The 15872-nt window shown below is 65.0% G+C and carries 13 protein-coding genes; 6 read left to right on the top strand and 7 right to left on the bottom strand.

From position 1 onward, the window contains the following. Positions 1–65: 65 nt before the first annotated feature. Positions 66–881 (top strand): hypothetical protein, encoded by an 816-nt coding sequence (locus PDM29_RS05020; RefSeq protein ID WP_311192788.1) that lies wholly within the window; start codon positions 66–68, stop codon positions 879–881. Next, positions 793–1980 (top strand): hypothetical protein, encoded by a 1188-nt coding sequence (locus tag PDM29_RS05015; protein WP_311192787.1) that lies wholly within the window; start codon positions 793–795, stop codon positions 1978–1980. The genes PDM29_RS05020 and PDM29_RS05015 overlap by 89 nt, the downstream gene beginning before the upstream one ends. Before the next feature lie 46 nt (positions 1981–2026). Here the strand turns inward: PDM29_RS05015 and accC are convergent, their stop codons facing one another. The 3 genes from accC to aroQ are packed head-to-tail and all read right to left on the bottom strand — an operon-like array spanning position 2027 to position 4366. Next, positions 2027–3394, bottom strand: coding sequence for an acetyl-CoA carboxylase biotin carboxylase subunit (gene accC, locus PDM29_RS05010; protein WP_311192786.1), 1368 nt, complete (start codon positions 3392–3394; stop codon positions 2027–2029). 10 nt (positions 3395–3404) lie between these two features. After that, entirely contained in the window at positions 3405–3884 is a 480-nt protein-coding gene (gene accB / locus PDM29_RS05005; RefSeq protein WP_311192785.1) for an acetyl-CoA carboxylase biotin carboxyl carrier protein, read from the bottom strand. Positions 3885–3928: 44 nt separating this feature from the next. Further along, positions 3929–4366, bottom strand: a complete 438-nt coding sequence (aroQ, locus tag PDM29_RS05000; RefSeq protein WP_311192784.1) for a type II 3-dehydroquinate dehydratase — start codon at positions 4364–4366, stop codon at positions 3929–3931. A gap of 295 nt (positions 4367–4661) precedes the next feature. Between aroQ and PDM29_RS04995 the strand changes: the two genes are divergently transcribed. Then, positions 4662–5834, top strand: a complete 1173-nt coding sequence (locus tag PDM29_RS04995) for an ATP-binding protein (protein ID WP_311192783.1) — start codon at positions 4662–4664, stop codon at positions 5832–5834. A 472-nt stretch (positions 5835–6306) separates the two neighbouring features. Here PDM29_RS04995 and PDM29_RS04990 read toward each other — a convergent pair whose 3' ends face one another. After that, complete coding sequence (locus tag PDM29_RS04990; protein ID WP_311192782.1) at positions 6307–7197, bottom strand: LysR family transcriptional regulator; 891 nt, start codon at positions 7195–7197, stop codon at positions 6307–6309. 100 nt (positions 7198–7297) lie between these two features. Between PDM29_RS04990 and PDM29_RS04985 the strand changes: the two genes are divergently transcribed. After that, on the top strand, positions 7298–8167 hold the full coding sequence (locus tag PDM29_RS04985) for an SDR family oxidoreductase (protein ID WP_311192781.1): 870 nt from the start codon (positions 7298–7300) through the stop codon (positions 8165–8167). 19 nt (positions 8168–8186) lie between these two features. Here the strand turns inward: PDM29_RS04985 and PDM29_RS21030 are convergent, their stop codons facing one another. Together PDM29_RS21030 and PDM29_RS04975 are read right to left on the bottom strand one after the other, a co-directional pair. Next, positions 8187–8471, bottom strand: coding sequence for an XVIPCD domain-containing protein (locus PDM29_RS21030; RefSeq protein WP_484606903.1), 285 nt, complete (start codon positions 8469–8471; stop codon positions 8187–8189). A gap of 676 nt (positions 8472–9147) precedes the next feature. After that, positions 9148–9804 (bottom strand): hypothetical protein, encoded by a 657-nt coding sequence (locus PDM29_RS04975; RefSeq protein ID WP_311192779.1) that lies wholly within the window; start codon positions 9802–9804, stop codon positions 9148–9150. 120 nt (positions 9805–9924) lie between these two features. On the opposite strand from PDM29_RS04975, the gene PDM29_RS04970 reads away from it, so the two are divergent. After that, on the top strand, positions 9925–10416 hold the full coding sequence (locus PDM29_RS04970; RefSeq protein WP_311192778.1) for a GNAT family N-acetyltransferase: 492 nt from the start codon (positions 9925–9927) through the stop codon (positions 10414–10416). A gap of 28 nt (positions 10417–10444) precedes the next feature. Here the strand turns inward: PDM29_RS04970 and PDM29_RS04965 are convergent, their stop codons facing one another. Continuing rightward, positions 10445–11020 carry a metal-dependent hydrolase gene (locus tag PDM29_RS04965; protein ID WP_311192777.1) on the bottom strand — a complete coding sequence of 192 codons (576 nt, stop codon included), beginning with the start codon at positions 11018–11020 and terminating at the stop codon, positions 10445–10447. A 158-nt stretch (positions 11021–11178) separates the two neighbouring features. On the opposite strand from PDM29_RS04965, the gene PDM29_RS04960 reads away from it, so the two are divergent. After that, on the top strand, positions 11179–15807 hold the full coding sequence (locus tag PDM29_RS04960; RefSeq protein ID WP_311192776.1) for an ATP-dependent helicase: 4629 nt from the start codon (positions 11179–11181) through the stop codon (positions 15805–15807). Positions 15808–15872 lie beyond the last annotated feature (65 nt).

The following is a 15872-nucleotide window of genomic DNA, read 5'->3' as shown; positions in this document are numbered from 1 at the left end:
CGATTGGACAGGAGCGGTTCCGGGGATTCTCAATCTCGGAATCAATTCATATCCAGGAGATGGTTTTGCAGATATACGCCGCCGAGGCGCGCCGCATTGCGGGTGAGCATGTCAATCGGTTGAACAACAGGCCGCGGGTCGCCGCACGCAGTTGCCCGCAAGGTTTCGATGTCGATACCCCATGGAAACTCGCGCTGGTGCTGCTGGTGATCAGCAATGCGGCCAGCGCGCACAACGCGCCCGCACGTGCACATTCCGCGCAGCACGCGACCTCGCCGGTCCCCAGTACCACTCCATGCGTTACCTTCCCGCCGCTGTCGGGTTCGGTCGTGGTCCGGGATATCTCCGACTTCCTGGTCAGGCCGCTGGAGCTGGCCCGCCAGATCTACTACCGCATCGAGGGCGATGGCTGCAATCCGCCGGAATCGCCGACGGAGGAGGGCATCCTACAGGCCGCCGATATCGGTGTAGGGATGCTCGAGGCCGCATTGCTGGGGCCCGAGGCAACCGTCGTGAAAGACTCGGTGGCCAGCGGATTGAACTTCGTTGCGGACGAGATGGAACACAAGCCGCCGCGCACGGCGCTGCAGAATCTGCTGCTTTCGCTGGTGGGCCTCAAGACCGGGCGTCTGGAACCGCCAGCGATAAAGCCGCCCACGCTTTCGCAGCTACCGCCGTTCGAACCACGCAGTACCTCCATTCCCATCTTCGGCCGCGCCGCGCAGGCAATCACGCGTCGCCCGGCGCTGGACCCCACCCGGGTGGGGTCCAGCGCCGGTCAACCACGAGGGCGTGTATCCCTACCGCGATACCATCAGCGGTCGCGAAGGACGCGCGGTGCAGGTGAATGGCGAGTACTTCCGTCTGCACGCCTTCACTGACGATGGCGCGGTGGTCGAGGGTGTGCCGCTGGTCTTCCACGACGGGCATTACCGTCTGCGCGTGGACGACCCGGTGGAGGAAGGGCCGGTGCAGAGCGACGAGCCGGGGCTGAGTGCGCAGGTGCGTTGTCGCCGTGCGCCAGGTGCCGGCTGCAGCCGCAGCATGGAGTATTCCCCGGCGCTCACCGAGGCGATGCGCGGCCATCATGCGCGAGGCCTGACCGAAGCTGCGGCACGCCAGAGAGGCATCGTGCGAGACCAGCTGCGGCATGGCTGGTTCGTGCGCGTCACTGGCAACCGGCGTCGCCACTATCTCCGCTTCGAGCAGCCCATCGGGGAGCATGTCACGGTGCGCTACTTCCCGGTCAAACTGCACCGCCTGGGTGGCTGCACTCGTCTCAGCGTGCACCTGCCGCACCGCGGTCCTGCGGTAGTGGATATCGTGCGGTCACCCGCCACCAGCGGCCCGGATCTGATGACGCAGGGCGAGTTCAACATCCAGTTTCGCAGCTTTGCCAGTGCAGATGCGTCGCACGTTTACGAACACGCCATCCGTGCAGCGCCGAATGTTAACTTGAGCCAGCCCGAGCGCGCGGCGATCCTGCGCTACTACGGTGAGGGGGAAACGTCGCTCGACGCCTATCTTCACGGTGATGAGCAGCCGCCGTACCGCCGTCAGGAACTGGGTGCGTATGCGGCAGAGCTGGATCGCGCGCTGCTGCGGGTGCCGGGATATGCCGGGCGTGTGTATCGCGGTGCGATGCTGCCGAGCGACGTGCTCGACAGTCTGGAGGTCGGGCAGATGGTGCGCATTCCGGGTTTCGTGCGGGCCAGTGGCGAACGGGCCATCGGTCTGCATCAGCTCGAAGGTCGCGAGGTGCCCGCCGGGCAGACGCCGGTGATACTGGAACTGCAGATGCGCGGTGGCGCACATCCGGTGGGGCTGCAGACGCTGCGTGACGAATCCGAGGTCATCGTCCAGCGCGGACGCGTCTTCAAGGTGGTCCGCAATGACAACGGCGTGCTGGGGTTGCAGGAGGCCGGGCGGGCCCGGCAGGCGTTTGGCCCCGGCGGTGCGGTGAACCTGCGGTTGGGCTGAAACAGCAGCGCCGGCCAACGGCCGGCGCTACCGGAAGTGCAGCCGATCAGGTCAGTGCGATCGGCTTGGTCTTGCGTTCGGCCAGACGCTTTTCCAGGTAGTGGATGTTCTGTCCACCGGCCTGGAAGCCCTTGTCGCGCATGATGCGCTGCTGCAGGGCGACGTTGGTCTTGATGCCGTCCACCACCATTTCGCTCAATGCAACGCGCATGCGCGCAATCGCGGTTTCGCGGTCCGGACCGTGCACGATCAGCTTGCCGATCATCGAGTCGTAGTTCGACGGCACGCGGTAGCCGCTGTAGATGTGCGTATCCACGCGCACGCCTGGACCGCCCGGCGGATGGAAGCCGGTGATGGTGCCTGGGCTGGGCACGAAGGTTTCGGCGTCTTCAGCGTTGATGCGGCACTCGATGGCGTGGCCGGTCAGCACGATGTCGCTCTGCTTGATGCTGAGCTTCTGGCCAGCGGCGATCTTCAGCTGCTCGGCGACCAGGTCGATACCGGTCACCATTTCCGTCACCGGATGTTCCACCTGGATACGGGTGTTCATTTCGATGAAGTAGAAACGGCCGTCTTCGTACAGGAACTCGAAGGTGCCCGCGCCGCGGTAGCCGATGCGGATGCAGGCTTCCACGCAGACCTTGCCGATGGCTTCGCGCTGTTCCTGGCTGATGCCCGGAGCAGGCGCCTCTTCCACCACCTTCTGGTGACGGCGCTGCATCGAGCAGTCGCGCTCGCCGAGGTGGATGGCATTGCCCTGGCCGTCGGCCAGCACCTGGATTTCCACGTGGCGCGGATTCTCCAGGAACTTCTCCATGTACACCTCGCCATTGCCGAACGCGGCCTTGGCTTCGCTCTTGGTGGTTTCAATGGAGGTCTTCAGCGAGGCTTCGGCGTGCACCACGCGCATGCCGCGACCACCGCCACCGCCAGCCGCCTTGATGATGACCGGGTAGCCGATCTCACGGGCGATCTTGGTGTTGGCGACGATGTCTTCGCCCAGCGGGCCGCCCGAGCCGGGCACGCACGGCACGCCAGCGGACTTCATCGCGCGGATGGCTTCGACCTTGTCGCCCATCATGCGGATGGTGTCAGCCTTGGGGCCGATGAAGATGAAGCCGGACTCTTCCACGCGCTCGGCAAAGTCGGCGTTTTCCGACAGGAAGCCGTAGCCCGGGTGGATGGCCTGCGCATCGGTCACTTCGGCCGCTGCGATCAGCGCCGGGATGTTCAGATAGCTTTCCGGCGACGGGGCCGGGCCAATGCAGACCGACTCGTCGGCCATGGCCACGTGCTTGAGGTTGCGGTCGACCGTGGAGTGCACGGCCACCGTGCGGATGCCCAGGGTGTGACACGCGCGCAGAATGCGCAGCGCGATCTCCCCTCGGTTGGCAATAACGACTTTGTCGAGCATGGACGCGTCCTTAGCCGATCACGAACAGCGGCTGGTCGAATTCGACCGGCTGGCCGTTTTCGCCCAGGATGGCGACGATGGTGCCGGCGACGTCAGCTTCGATCGGGTTGAACATCTTCATCGCTTCGATGATGGCCAGGGTTTCGCCTGCCTTCACCTGCTGGCCGACCGACACGAAGGCCGGCTTGTCCGGGGCGGCGGACGCGTAGAAGGTGCCGACCATCGGAGAGCGCAGCACGTGGCCTTCCGGCAGGGCCGGGCCCGGCTTGGCGGTGCCGCCGGTGGAGGCTTCGGTCGGCGACTGCATCGGCATGGCCGGAGCGGCAGCCATCTGCGGGGCCGGGGCAATCATCTGCACCGGAGCCGGGGCGTAACCGGCGACCGGGGCGCGTGACAGGCGCACCGACTCTTCGCCTTCCTTGATTTCGATTTCAGCCAGGTTCGACTCTTCCAGCAGGTCGATCAGCTTCTTGATTTTGCGCAGGTCCATGGAGGCCTCGTTGGTCGTGTATGGGGGTCGGTAAGAAGGAACGCTCAGGCAAGCCGCGTCAGCGCGGCGTCCATTGCATAGCGGTAGCTGTCAGCCCCGAAGCCACAGATCACGCCCACCGCCTTGTCGCTGAAATAGCTGTGCTGGCGGAAGGGTTCGCGGCTGTGCGGGTTGGACAGGTGGATTTCGATGAAGGGCAGGTCCACCGCCGCCAGCGCGTCGCGCAGGGCGACCGAGGTGTGGGTGAACGCGGCCGGGTTGATCAGGATGAACGCGGTGCCGTCTTCACGGGCGGCCTGCACGCGGTCCACCAGGATGTGCTCGGCGTTGGACTGCAGGCTTTCCAGCGCGTGGCCGGCGGCCTGCGCCTGGGCCAGCAGGGCCTGGTCGATCTGCGCCAGCGTGGTGTGCCCATAGACCCCCGGCTCGCGGGTGCCGAGCAGGTTGAGGTTGGGGCCATGCAGGACCAGCAGTTTCGCCATGGGGACCACGGAATCGGAAAGGGCGAAGTCTGGCGGATGCGGTGGATGGTGTCCAGTTCGGCGAAGTTACGCGTGTTTCAAGCGGTCGTTTGAAAAATCGCCGCATGCCTTGGGCCAACAGCGTCACGGCCTTCCGTCGTAGAGACGCGCCATGCGCGTCGCCCTTAGCGGGCGTTCACCGGTGATCGCGTCTTTTCTTCTATCCGGATCAGAATTACTCATGGACCCTGCCCGATTACGGTGCGTTTACCTATGTGTTAGGTAATATACCCAGACTGAAGGTAGGAGCTGGGTAATGACAGGAAAACTTCGATTAGAGCGCCCCGAACTTGCTGCCCAATTGGCGGCGTCGGTGTCGGGCCGCCAGAAATGGACCAATGATGCGGACGGGCTGTTCCTGGCGGCTCCCCGGCGGACCGGAAAGTCGACCTTCCTCAAAGGTGACCTCGGACCGGCCCTGCTCGAGCTGGGCGCAGAAGTTCTGTACGTGGATTTCTGGGCGAACCTCAACGTCGACCCGGCGGCGTTGCTGTATGCGGAGATCAGCCGTGCACTGCTGGAAAACGCGGGCTTCGTCGCCCGAATGGCCGAGCGTGCGAAGCTGACCAAGGTTCAGATCGGAGCAGCCGGCACCTCGTTGGCGTTCGATCCAACCCAGATCGGCACCTCTCCCGGGTCGTCGCTCACTGCCGCATTGCGTGAGCTTTACGCTGCCACCAGCAAACCCATTGCACTGATTCTGGATGAGGCACAGCAGCTGACGGTCAGCCCTCGGGGTGAGGATGTCCTGAAGGAACTGAAGGCCGCTCGCGACACCCTCAATCAACCGGATGACGTGCGCCTGATGCTGATCATGTCCGGCTCTGATCGGGACAAGTTGGGGCGGTTGACCAATTCCAAAGCCGCAGCCTTCTATGGGTCCATGGTCAAGACGTTGCCATTGCTCGGGGAAGACTACGTTGCCTGGCTGGGGGGGTTGCTGGCCCAGAGCAATCCTAATCTAGGACGCATCGATACCCAGGCGATGGGCAGTGCCTTCGCCATGCTGGGCCACCGTCCGCAGATGATGGATCGTGCCATCGGAAATGCCTTGAACCCCGTAACCCGTGGGGACGCCAGCTTTGAAGCTGCCGTGCTGGAACACGCCGATGCCATCAGGTCTTCAGAGCGCGAGCGCTATACCGATCTGTACTCGAGCCGCTCATCGATGCAGAAAGCCGTCCTGACGGTGCTGATGGAGAGCGCTGACACCTTCAGTCCTTATGGCGCAGTGACACTGAAGTCGATTGGAGCGGTATTTGGAAAGACTGCATCGACCACCTCCGTGCAGAGTGCACTTGAAGCGCTGAGGAAGCTGGACCCGCCGATGGTCTGGAAGTCGAATCGAGGCGAGTACGCGCTCGATGACCTGGGCATGATCGAGTGGTACCAGGAGGCAAAAGCGTCTGGGAAGTGGCCGCCCGCCTAAGGCGGGTCCTGTACCCGGCAGGCCACTGCCAATGCGGAACGGGTTCAGTCCGCACCTACAACGAAGTTCGCCAGTTCTTCAGGGCTGCCTGAGCGGGCAACTGGGCAGTAGTATGAGTTGGCTGGGCCAGTGAACTCCGTACTCGTATCTGCAGGGTCGCCGTTATGACAAATGATCGAGAAGAACTCCGCCTCGCCTTTCTTGAAGTAGTTGAAAATCAGGTTTCAAGTAACGATCCGCCAGAGACGCGTTTGACTCTGAAGCGTTTGCATGCGGCGGGGTACTCGGATGATGAGGCGCGGAACCTGATTGCCTGCGTGATAGCGGCTGAGGCACATGGGATTCAAGTCGAGAAACGCGTGTTCGATGAGGTCGGATACGTACGTGCATTGCAGGCGTTACCCAAGCTTCCTTGGGACTAGTTCAAGAGTCAGCCGAATGGGGAGGGCTGTCCTGCAAAAGGGGGAGCTGCTCAAGCTGCGCCAATAGCCGCAAGTTCTTCCGCCAGACCCGTCGGGAAGCTGGCCTTCAGATATTCAAGGAAGGCCGATACGCGCGCGCTGAGCAGGCGGCGCGAGGGGTACAGCGCCCATATCTCGATCGGCGAGCCTTTGGCGTCGCCCCATGCGACCAGGCCTCCAGTCTGCAGATCGGAGGCCACCAGTGAGTAGGGCAGCAGCGCGGCACCGACGCCGGCACGCGTGGCGTCGCGGATCATGATCAACGAGGCCAGTTTCAGTACCGGAGTAATCGAAACACGGCGGTCGCCACGTGGTGTGGCCAGCTCCCACGCGGTGCCGTCGTTGGCGGGTCGAACGACGGCCGGTACAGCCTCGTTGCCCGCCGGGAGCTTGAGCTCTGGATGCGCCACCACCACCAGCCGGTCGCGCAGCAGGACCCGCCCGACCAGCCGCTCATCCACCTTCGGATTCACCCGGATCACCAGGTCGTAGCCCTCCTCGACCATGTCCACGGCGCGGTCCTCGGTGGTGATTTCCAGCTGCACCTGTGGATGGCGCAGCACGAACTGCGCTGCGATCTTTCCCAGTGCCATCTGCGAAAACAGCAGCGGCGCACTCACGCGCAGTCGCCCACGCGGAACGTCGCCACCGCTGGCGACGGCACTGGTGGCCTCATCCAGCTCGGTAAGCAGGGACTCGGTGCGCGCATACAGGGCGCGTCCTTCCTCGGTGAGCTTCAGCGCGTGCGAGCCGCGCTCGAACAGGCGTACGCCGAGACTGGCCTCCAACTCGCCGACCCGGCGCGACAGAGTGGCCTTGGGCCGCTTGGCCGCACGCGCGGCGCGGCCGAAGCCGCCGTGGCGGGCCACCAGGGTGAAGTCGGCCAGAGCAAGCAGGTCCATGTGTTCCGGCGGTGAGACAGGTTGTCCAATTATATGGGCTATCGGTCCGATGATGGATCAACAACCATGAGGCCTCCCAACTCAACCACGGAGTCACCTCATGACCATTCTTGTTACCGGAGCCACCGGCACCGTCGGCCGCCAGGTCGTCGAGCACCTGCTTCAGCGCGGTGCCACGGTTCGCGCGCTGGTCCGCACACCGGCTGATGCCAACCTGCCCGCCGGTGTGGAACTGCACCAGGGCGATCAGCTGGATGTCGATGCGCTGCGCACCGCCTTCGACGGCGTCTCCACCCTGTTCCTGCTCAATGCCGTGGTGGCCGACGAGTTCACCCAGGCGCTGATCACCCTCAATGTGGCCCGCGAGGCCGGGGTGAAGCGGGTGGTGTACCTGTCGGTGATCCACAGCGACCGCTACGTCAATGTCCCGCACTTTGCCGGCAAGTACGGGGTGGAGCGCATGATCGAGCAGATGGGCTTCAGCGCCACGATCCTGCGCCCGGCCTACTTCATGGATAACGACGTGACGGTCAAGGACGTGGTGCAGGGCTATGGCGTATATCCGATGCCGATCGGCAGCAAAGGGCTGGCGATGATCGACACCCGCGACATCGCCGAGATCGCTGCGCTGGAGCTGATCGCCCGCGATAAGGCGGCGGAGGACAGCGCCGTGACGCGCTTGAACCTGGTCGGGCCGGAGGCGCTTACCGGCACGGACGTGGCCGGCATCTGGAGCGAAGTGCTCGGCCGCTCTATCGCCTACGGCGGCGACGACACCGCCGGCTTCGAACAGAACATGCGCCAGTTCATGCCGCCGTGGATGGCCTACGACATGCGCCAGATGGCAGAACGTTTCATCAGCGACGGCATGCTGCCGGCGGCAGGCGATGTGGAGCGCCTGATGCAGTTGCTGGGACGGCCGCTGCGGTCGTATCGGGGATTTGCGACCGAGATCGCCGCAGCGGGCTGAGTCAGCCCGGTTCGCGACGTTAGCCCATTCGCATGCCGGACGGGCTCTGCGTCTGTTGAACGTCGCTCATGGCGAGGGATTCGCGTTGCTGATGCGCCTGTTCCGCTGCCTGCAGGCGCTCGAAGGAGCGTTCAACAGGCGTCTGCACCGCTTCATTGATCGAAACCGAGGCGCGGCAATGCGCGGTATCGTTCAACGCCCCCTGGACAGCAAACATGCGTTGACTGGACCCATCGGTGGGCGCATTGCCAAGGACGACATGGTCGACACGTTCCATGCCGCGTTCCCTGGCAGATGCGAGCAGGCCGACGGAAATCCGCTCGCTGGTGGGGTCGTAGACCCGGCTTCTGGTCGATGTCGGCCACCTGATCGCGGATGGCGTTCAGCATGTCCCGATGGCCCTCGGGCAGCGTCTCCTCGCTGATCAGGCGCTGCAGGATCGTGCGCTTGGGCATGGTGCCCTTTTCCTCGGTGTTCTCCGGGCTTCCGGGGACCGGAGCAGGGATGCTCTGGATCGGCTTGATGTTATCCAGCGGCTTCAACTCGCCGTCGTAATTCGTGTCCGGCCTCTGCAGCAGGTTGTTGCGATGGATGCCAGCGTGATTCAATCCGCTCCACATGAAGTCGATGCAGCTGTTCGTGGCACCTTGGTACTGCATGCTGAAGCCGTTCTGCTGTGGGTTCTCCCCAAACTCTCTGAGTTTTTCGTATTGAGACTCGGTGATTTCCAGCTTTCTCTGATAGAACGGGTTGAGATAAGTTTTCTCATCGTTCGGGTACACCTTTCCAGGCCCAGACGATGCGCCATGCTCTGACGGAGCAAAGCCATAGCTGGCTCTTTGCTCTCCATCTGATATTACGTAGTAAACGTGTCCCGCAACACTGGTGCCGCCGGTTGCATCGGGATGTTCCGACTTCAGCGGAGTCCCCGGCGCGGCGACATACATGGTCAAGGTGTAGCGCTTGGTCATGAACCAATCTCACTTCGATTTGTGGAGGTAGGCTACGAGCAACTCGGAAGCCAGCAGGGAAACGTCAGTATCGGTGTGAGTCAGCTTGAAAGTGAGGCGGTATCGTCCGGGAGGGGGGTTGAGAGCCGATGCAAACGCGAGGTAGCGCTCGTCACTTTCAGGTTGCATCAAGCCCGCAGTTTCCATTGCCGTATCATCAATGCCGACAGGCCATGTTCCCTCCGTTTTCCCATCAGCGCCTATTGAAACCTCGATATCCGGCTCAAACTTGGTCGCATTTCGCGCGTAGCGCATCAATGGGAACTGCTTGCCGGATGCGATGCCTGGGCCTTCCAGTATCACGATCGACTTGATGTTGGACGAGATGACGTCGTCCCGAGCCTCGAAAGACGGTCGACCATCTTTCCCGCTCACACGGAGTCCGATAATCAGTATGCGGGAAGAGTTCCTCCCAGGAGGGGGGACATCGAACTCCACCACCAGCGGCTCCTCCATTGGAACCAGCGGAAGGTCGCGGACGATCGGAACCAGATCGCTGCGGATCGGACGAACCTGGGCGGGCGCAGCCGACTCATCCCGGGCTTCGCAGCCGGATAGCACGACGGCAAGGCCTATTCCAAGCAAGAGCAGCATCGGTGAACGAAGTGTTGGACGCATCTGGCACATGGCGCGTTCATGGGAGAGATCCCCTGTATGCCGTAGATCGGCACAGAAGTGAATAGGGATTTTCTGATTTCACCGCCGTAGTATTGATCCACTCACCCCCTCACGCTCACGTGGATGCCCATGACCCACCACACCGCCGCCACCCTGACCCTCCACGAGTTCAGCGATGACCTGGCCCACCACTTCCATGACATCAATGCAGAGTGGATCAATGCCATGTTCCGGTTGGAGGACGCCGATCGCGAAGTGCTCCAGCATCCCCGCCGCAGCATCATCGACAAGGGCGGGGTGATACTGTTTGTTGAGGCGGAAGGACTGGGCATCGTCGGCACGTGCGCACTGCAGAAGTCGAACGGCAACGGCTACGAGCTGACCAAGATGGGCGTCCTCGAGCGCGCACGTGGTCTGAAGGTGGGCGAGTTTCTGCTGGCGGCGATGATCGATCGTGCAGCAGAACTGCAGGCCTCACCGCTGTACCTGCTCAGCAATGCCAAGTGCGCGGCTGCCATCCACTTGTATGAGAAGGCCGGTTTCCGACACGACGCGGAGATCATGGCGACCTATGGCGCACGCTACCAGCGCTGCGATGTGGCCATGCGATACCTCCCGTGACGCCGTTGGAGAGCTGCCTCACCTGTTGTTAGCGTGTGAGACTCATTGACCAGATGAGAAACGCCATCCACGGCACAAGCAGTCGCAGTGCCCAAGCGCGAATGTGCTCGGCGGGGCACCCTCTGCGACCCGCCACGATCAAGGCTAGAACAGGAACCAGAACCCCCAGTTCAATGATCAGGTTTCTCCACAGATAGTAGTTGCCTGGTGACAGTGCGCCCGCGCTGGGAAGTAATCCGATGGGTGCGGACACCGTCATGCAAAAAGGCCACAGCAAAGGGACCGGGTGGGCACCGACCAACAGGTCCAGCACCGGGTGCGAAACGCTGGCGGCCAGCAACGCGGGCAAGGGAAACCGAAGGGGGGTGGTTCGCTTCAATGCCCGCCATACCAGCAGCGTTGCGACCATCGAGAAAAGCAGGCTGTGGGTGATCCGGGGGTTAGCGGCGTAGCCGAACAGCCAGACTGCGAAATAGTCCACGTCCGGGCATACTGCCAGGACGACAAACGGCAAAACCGACCATCGGGGAAGTGGCTGGTGCCGCGGACTGCAGGCAAGAAAGGCGGTTATCCCCGTGGCGGTGTGGCCTACGATGGAGGACATGACGGCTGTCGCTTCTGGACGTGGGCGTGCATCCTCACACCTTTCCGTGAGGGGGCGAGGGGCAGACTGTGTGGCGAGGGTGAAGTCGCTGCATGAAGTGCGTTGATCCAGCGAAGGGCATACTGACGACACGGAACATTGCCCGGAGACCCGACGTCTTGAGCCCGCCGCTTCTACCCGCCGCAGACGCCTTGTCCGCCTTCAGTCCGGCCACACGCGCGTGGTTTGCCTCGGCGTTCCCTGAGGCCACTCCGGTGCAGCAGGCGTCATGGACGTCGATCCGCAGCGGGCAGCACACCCTGGTCATCGCCCCGACCGGATCGGGCAAAACCCTGGCGGCGTTCCTGCATGCCATCGACCAGCTGTTCGCCGAGAAGGAGAGTGGCGACGCCGCGGCTCGCACGCGCGTGCTCTACATCTCCCCGATCAAGGCGCTGGCGGCGGACGTGCAGCGCAATCTGCAGCGCCCACTGCAGGGCGTGCACACCCAACGCCAGCAGCGCGGCGAAGCGGCCGTGGACATCCGCGTCGCCATCCGCAGCGGCGACACCACGCCGGCGGAACGTGCACGGCTGGTGCGAAAACCGCCGGACATCCTGATCACCACGCCGGAGTCGCTGTTCCTGATGCTCACGTCCAACGCGCGCGAGACGCTGCGCGGGGTGGATACGATCATCATCGACGAGATCCACGCGGTGGCCGGGACCAAGCGCGGTACGCATCTGGCGCTCAGTCTGGAGCGGCTGGACGCGCTGCTGGAGCGCCCGGCGCAGCGTATCGGGCTGTCGGCCACGGTGCGTCCGGAGCAGGTGGTGGCTGGCTTCCTGGGCGGCGATCGTCCGGTGACCGTGGTCAATCCGCCGTCGCCACGTCATCTGGACATGAAGATCGTGGTGCCGGTGGAGGACATGGCTGATATTCCCACGCATGCGGGCGACGCCAGCGGCGGGCGTGCCGGGTCGATCTGGCCGCATGTGGAGGCCAGCATTCTGGATGAAGTGCTGCAGCGGCGTTCGACGATTGTGTTCGCGAACTCGCGTGGGGTGGCGGAGCGGCTTACCGCGCGCTTGAATGCGTTGTATGCGGAGCGGGTTGGGGGGCTCGCAGCCGGGCAAGACCCGGCTCTACGTCCGGAGGCGCTCGGGTCGTTTACCGGTAGTACCTCGGGGCGCGTTGAGAATGCCGGTGAGCTGATAGCGCGGTCGCATCATGGCTCGGTGTCGAAGGAGCAACGGGCGCAGATCGAGCAGGCGCTGAAGGACGGTGCGCTGCGTTGCGTGGTGGCGACCTCCAGCCTGGAACTGGGCATCGACATGGGCGAGGTCGACCTGGTGATCCAGGTGGCGGCTCCGCTGTCGGTGGCCAGCGCGCTGCAGCGCGTGGGTCGCGCCGGGCATCAGGTGGGCGGGCTGTCGAGTGGGCGGGTCTATCCGCGAACGCGCCGTGATCTGGTCGATGCCGCCGTGGTGGTGGACAGCATGCTGGCGGGACGCATCGAGGCGCTGGAGCCACCGCTCAACCCGCTGGACGTGCTGGCCCAACAGACCGTCGCTGCGGTGGCGATGGAGCCGCTGCAGGTGGACGACTGGTATGCGCGGGTGCGTCGTGCGGCCCCGTATCGCACGCTGCCGCGCAGCGCCTTTGATTCGACGCTGGACATGCTGGCCGGGCGCTATTCCTCGGATGACTTCGCCAGCTTCCGCCCGCGCCTGGTCTGGAACCGCGAGACCGGCCTGCTGACCGCCCGACCGGGCGCGCGGCAGCTGGCATTGACCAGCGGCGGCACCATTCCAGACCGGGGCCTGTACAGCGTGCTGCTGCCCGAAGGCATGGAGCGCGCAGGCTCGCGGCGGGTCGGGGAGCTGGACGAGGAGATGGTCCACGAATCGCGGGTCAACGACGTGATCACGCTCGGCGCGACCTCGTGGCGGATTGACCAGATCACCCACGATCAGGTCATCGTCAGTCCCGCACCGGGGCGCTCGGCGCGCCTGCCGTTCTGGCGTGGCGAGGGCGTGGGGCGACCGGCGGAGCTGGGACAGGCGCTGGGTGAGATGCTCGGAGCGCTGGATGGGGTGGCCGAGGCGGCGAGCGTGGATGCGCTGCCGGCAGCACTGCGCGAGCGCCTTCGGCACTGCGGTCTGGAAGACAATGCCGTCGCCAATCTGCTGGCTCTCGTGAAGGAACAGCACGCCGCCACCGGCGTCCTGCCCACTGACCGGCAACTGGTGGTCGAGCGCTGCCGCGACGAAAACGGCGACTGGCGGCTGATGCTGCATTCGCCCTACGGACGCCGGGTCCACGATCCCTGGGCGCTGGCGCTTGCCGCGCGCCTGCGCGCGCAGTGGCAGGTGGACCCGAACGTCGTCTCCAGTGATGAAGGCATCGTCGCGCGCATTCCCGACACCACCGGCCGTGTGCCCGGCGCGGAGCTGTTCGTGTTCGAACCGGAACGGCTGCGCCGGGCGGTGATCCAGGCCGTGGACAGTTCGGCGCTGTTCGCAGCCCGCTTCCGCGAATGCGCTTCGCGCGCGCTGCTATTGCCGCGCCGTCAGCCGGGCAAGCGCTCCCCGCTGTGGCAGCAGCGGCTGCGGGCCGGCCAGTTGCTGGCCGTTGCGCAGCAGCATCCGGACTTTCCGATCGTGGTCGAGGCAGCCCGAGAATGCCTGCAGGACGTGTACGACCTCGATGCCCTCGACCAGCTGATGCAGCGCATCGGCAGCGGCGCGGTGCAGCTGGTGGACGTGCAGACGGAGGTACCGTCCCCCTTCGCGGCCGACCTGCTGTTCGGCTACGTGGCCGAGTTTCTTTACGCCAGCGACGTGCCGCAGGCCGAGCGTCGTGCCTCGATCCTGTCGCTCGACAGTGGCCTGCTGGGCGATCTGCTGGGTGAGGTGGCGCTAGGCGAGCTGCTCGACCCGCAGGTGGTGGCCGAGGTGGGCGCGTCGCTGCAGCGGCTCGCTCCCGCACGTAGGGCGAGGCAGGTGGAGGGCGTGGCGGATCTGCTGCGCGAGCTGGGCCCGATGACCCTGGATGCGGTGACGGCGCGCATAGGGGAGGGCGATGCGGCTGCTGCACTGGCAGAACTGAAACGCCAGCAGCGCGTCATCCGTGTGTCACTGGCGGGCCACATGCAGTGGGCGGCGATTGAAGACGCGGCGCGGCTTCGCGACGCGCTGGGCGTGTCGTTGCCCGCGCGGATTCCGGCTGCGTTTCTGAAGCGAACGGCGGATCCTCTGGGGGAGCTGTTGATGCGCTTCGCCCGAACCCATCCACCCTTCACCACACAAGAGGCAGCTGCACCGTTCGGCCTGGGGGTGGCCGTGGTCGAGGCGGCGCTGGAACAGCTGGCCGGTCAGGGCAGGGTGCTCAAGGTGGCCGAGCACACCTGGGTGGCCGATGACGTGTTCAGGCGGTTGCGCCTGCGCTCGCTGCAGGCGGCGCGGGATGCCACCCGTCCCGTGCCCGCCGATGCCTATGTGCGGCTGCTGCTTGAGCGTCATGGTGTGGCTGGTGCCGCTGCCGGAGGGCTGGAAGGCATAGAGGGCGTGGCGCGGGTGATCGAGCAGCTTGCTGGCGTGCCGTTGCCGGTGTCGGCCTGGGAACAGCAGGTGTTGCCCGCGCGCGTGCGTGACTATCAACCAGCGCTGCTGGACGAGCTGCTGGCCACCGGTACGGTGGTGTGGGCGGGCCACGGCCGGCTCGGCGAGGACGACGGCCTGGCGTCACTGCATCTGCAGGAGATCGCTGCAGAAACGCTGCCGCCACTTTCGACAGAGCCGGTGTCACCGCTGCAGGCGGTACTGCTGGAGGTATTGGCCGAGGGCGGCGCGTGGTTCGTGCGCCAGCTTGCGCAGCAGGTACAGGCGCGCTGGACCGATGGGCCGATGCCGCCGGTGGAGGATCTGCACGCGGCGTTGTGGGCGCTCGTATGGGACGGCCGCGTGACCTGCGACCTGTGGTCACCGCTGCGCGCACTGACCGGCGTCCGCGTGCCGCGCGCGCGGGTGCTGGCTGCCGCGCGCCGCCGCCGTGGCTTTGTGGGCGCGCCGATGCCGGATGCGAGCAGCGCTGCGACTCGTCCCGCATTGGGCGTTGCCCATCTGGATGCGCCGAGCCTTGCTGGCCGATGGTCTTTGTTGCAGCGTGAGACCACGCCCGATACCGTGCGCGCCGTTGCATTGGCCGAGGGCCTGTTGGATCGGCAAGGTGTTGTCACCCGCGGCGCGGCGATGGCCGAAGGCGTGGCCGGCGGCTTTGCGGCGATCCAGCAGGTGTACCGGCGCATGGAGGATGCCGGGCGGGTCCTGCGCGGGCGATTCGTGGAAGGCCTGGGCGGGGCGCAGTTCGCGGACCGCGGCGATGTGGATCGGTTGCGTGAGCTGGCCGAGGCAGCAGACGTGGGGGGCGTGGCCCCCGTGGCGCTGTCTGCGGTCGACCCGGCCAATCCGTATGGTACGACGCTGCCCTGGCCCGCACATGCGGCAGGCGTGCGTCCGCTGCGTCGCCCCGGCGGGATCGTGGTGATCGGAAATGGAAGGCTGCTGTTCTATCTGACCCAAGGCGGGCGCTCGTTGCTCAACTACGTGCTGGCCGATGCACCGGTTGCGGCTGACATTCTGGCGTCGGCGGCAACCGCGTTGGTGACCGCCCTGCGCCGCACGCCCCGCCTGCGCTTCACCCTCGCGTTGATCGATGATGCCCCGCCGGGGAAAGGGCCTGTCACAGAGGCGCTACGCAAGGCGGGGTTCCGCAATGCGCCACGCGGATTGAACTGGGAGGGCTGAATCCTTCATCGATGGCCGGTTTTCCCGGCTGGCCGCGTCTATGCGGTGCGGGGGTTGAGGCGCTG

This window comes from Stenotrophomonas oahuensis, assembly GCF_031834595.1.
In the GTDB taxonomy this organism is placed as follows: Bacteria; Pseudomonadota; Gammaproteobacteria; order Xanthomonadales; family Xanthomonadaceae; genus Stenotrophomonas; species Stenotrophomonas oahuensis.
Note: the sequence above shows the minus strand (reverse complement) of the source record. Positions and strands in the feature narration are given on the sequence as shown.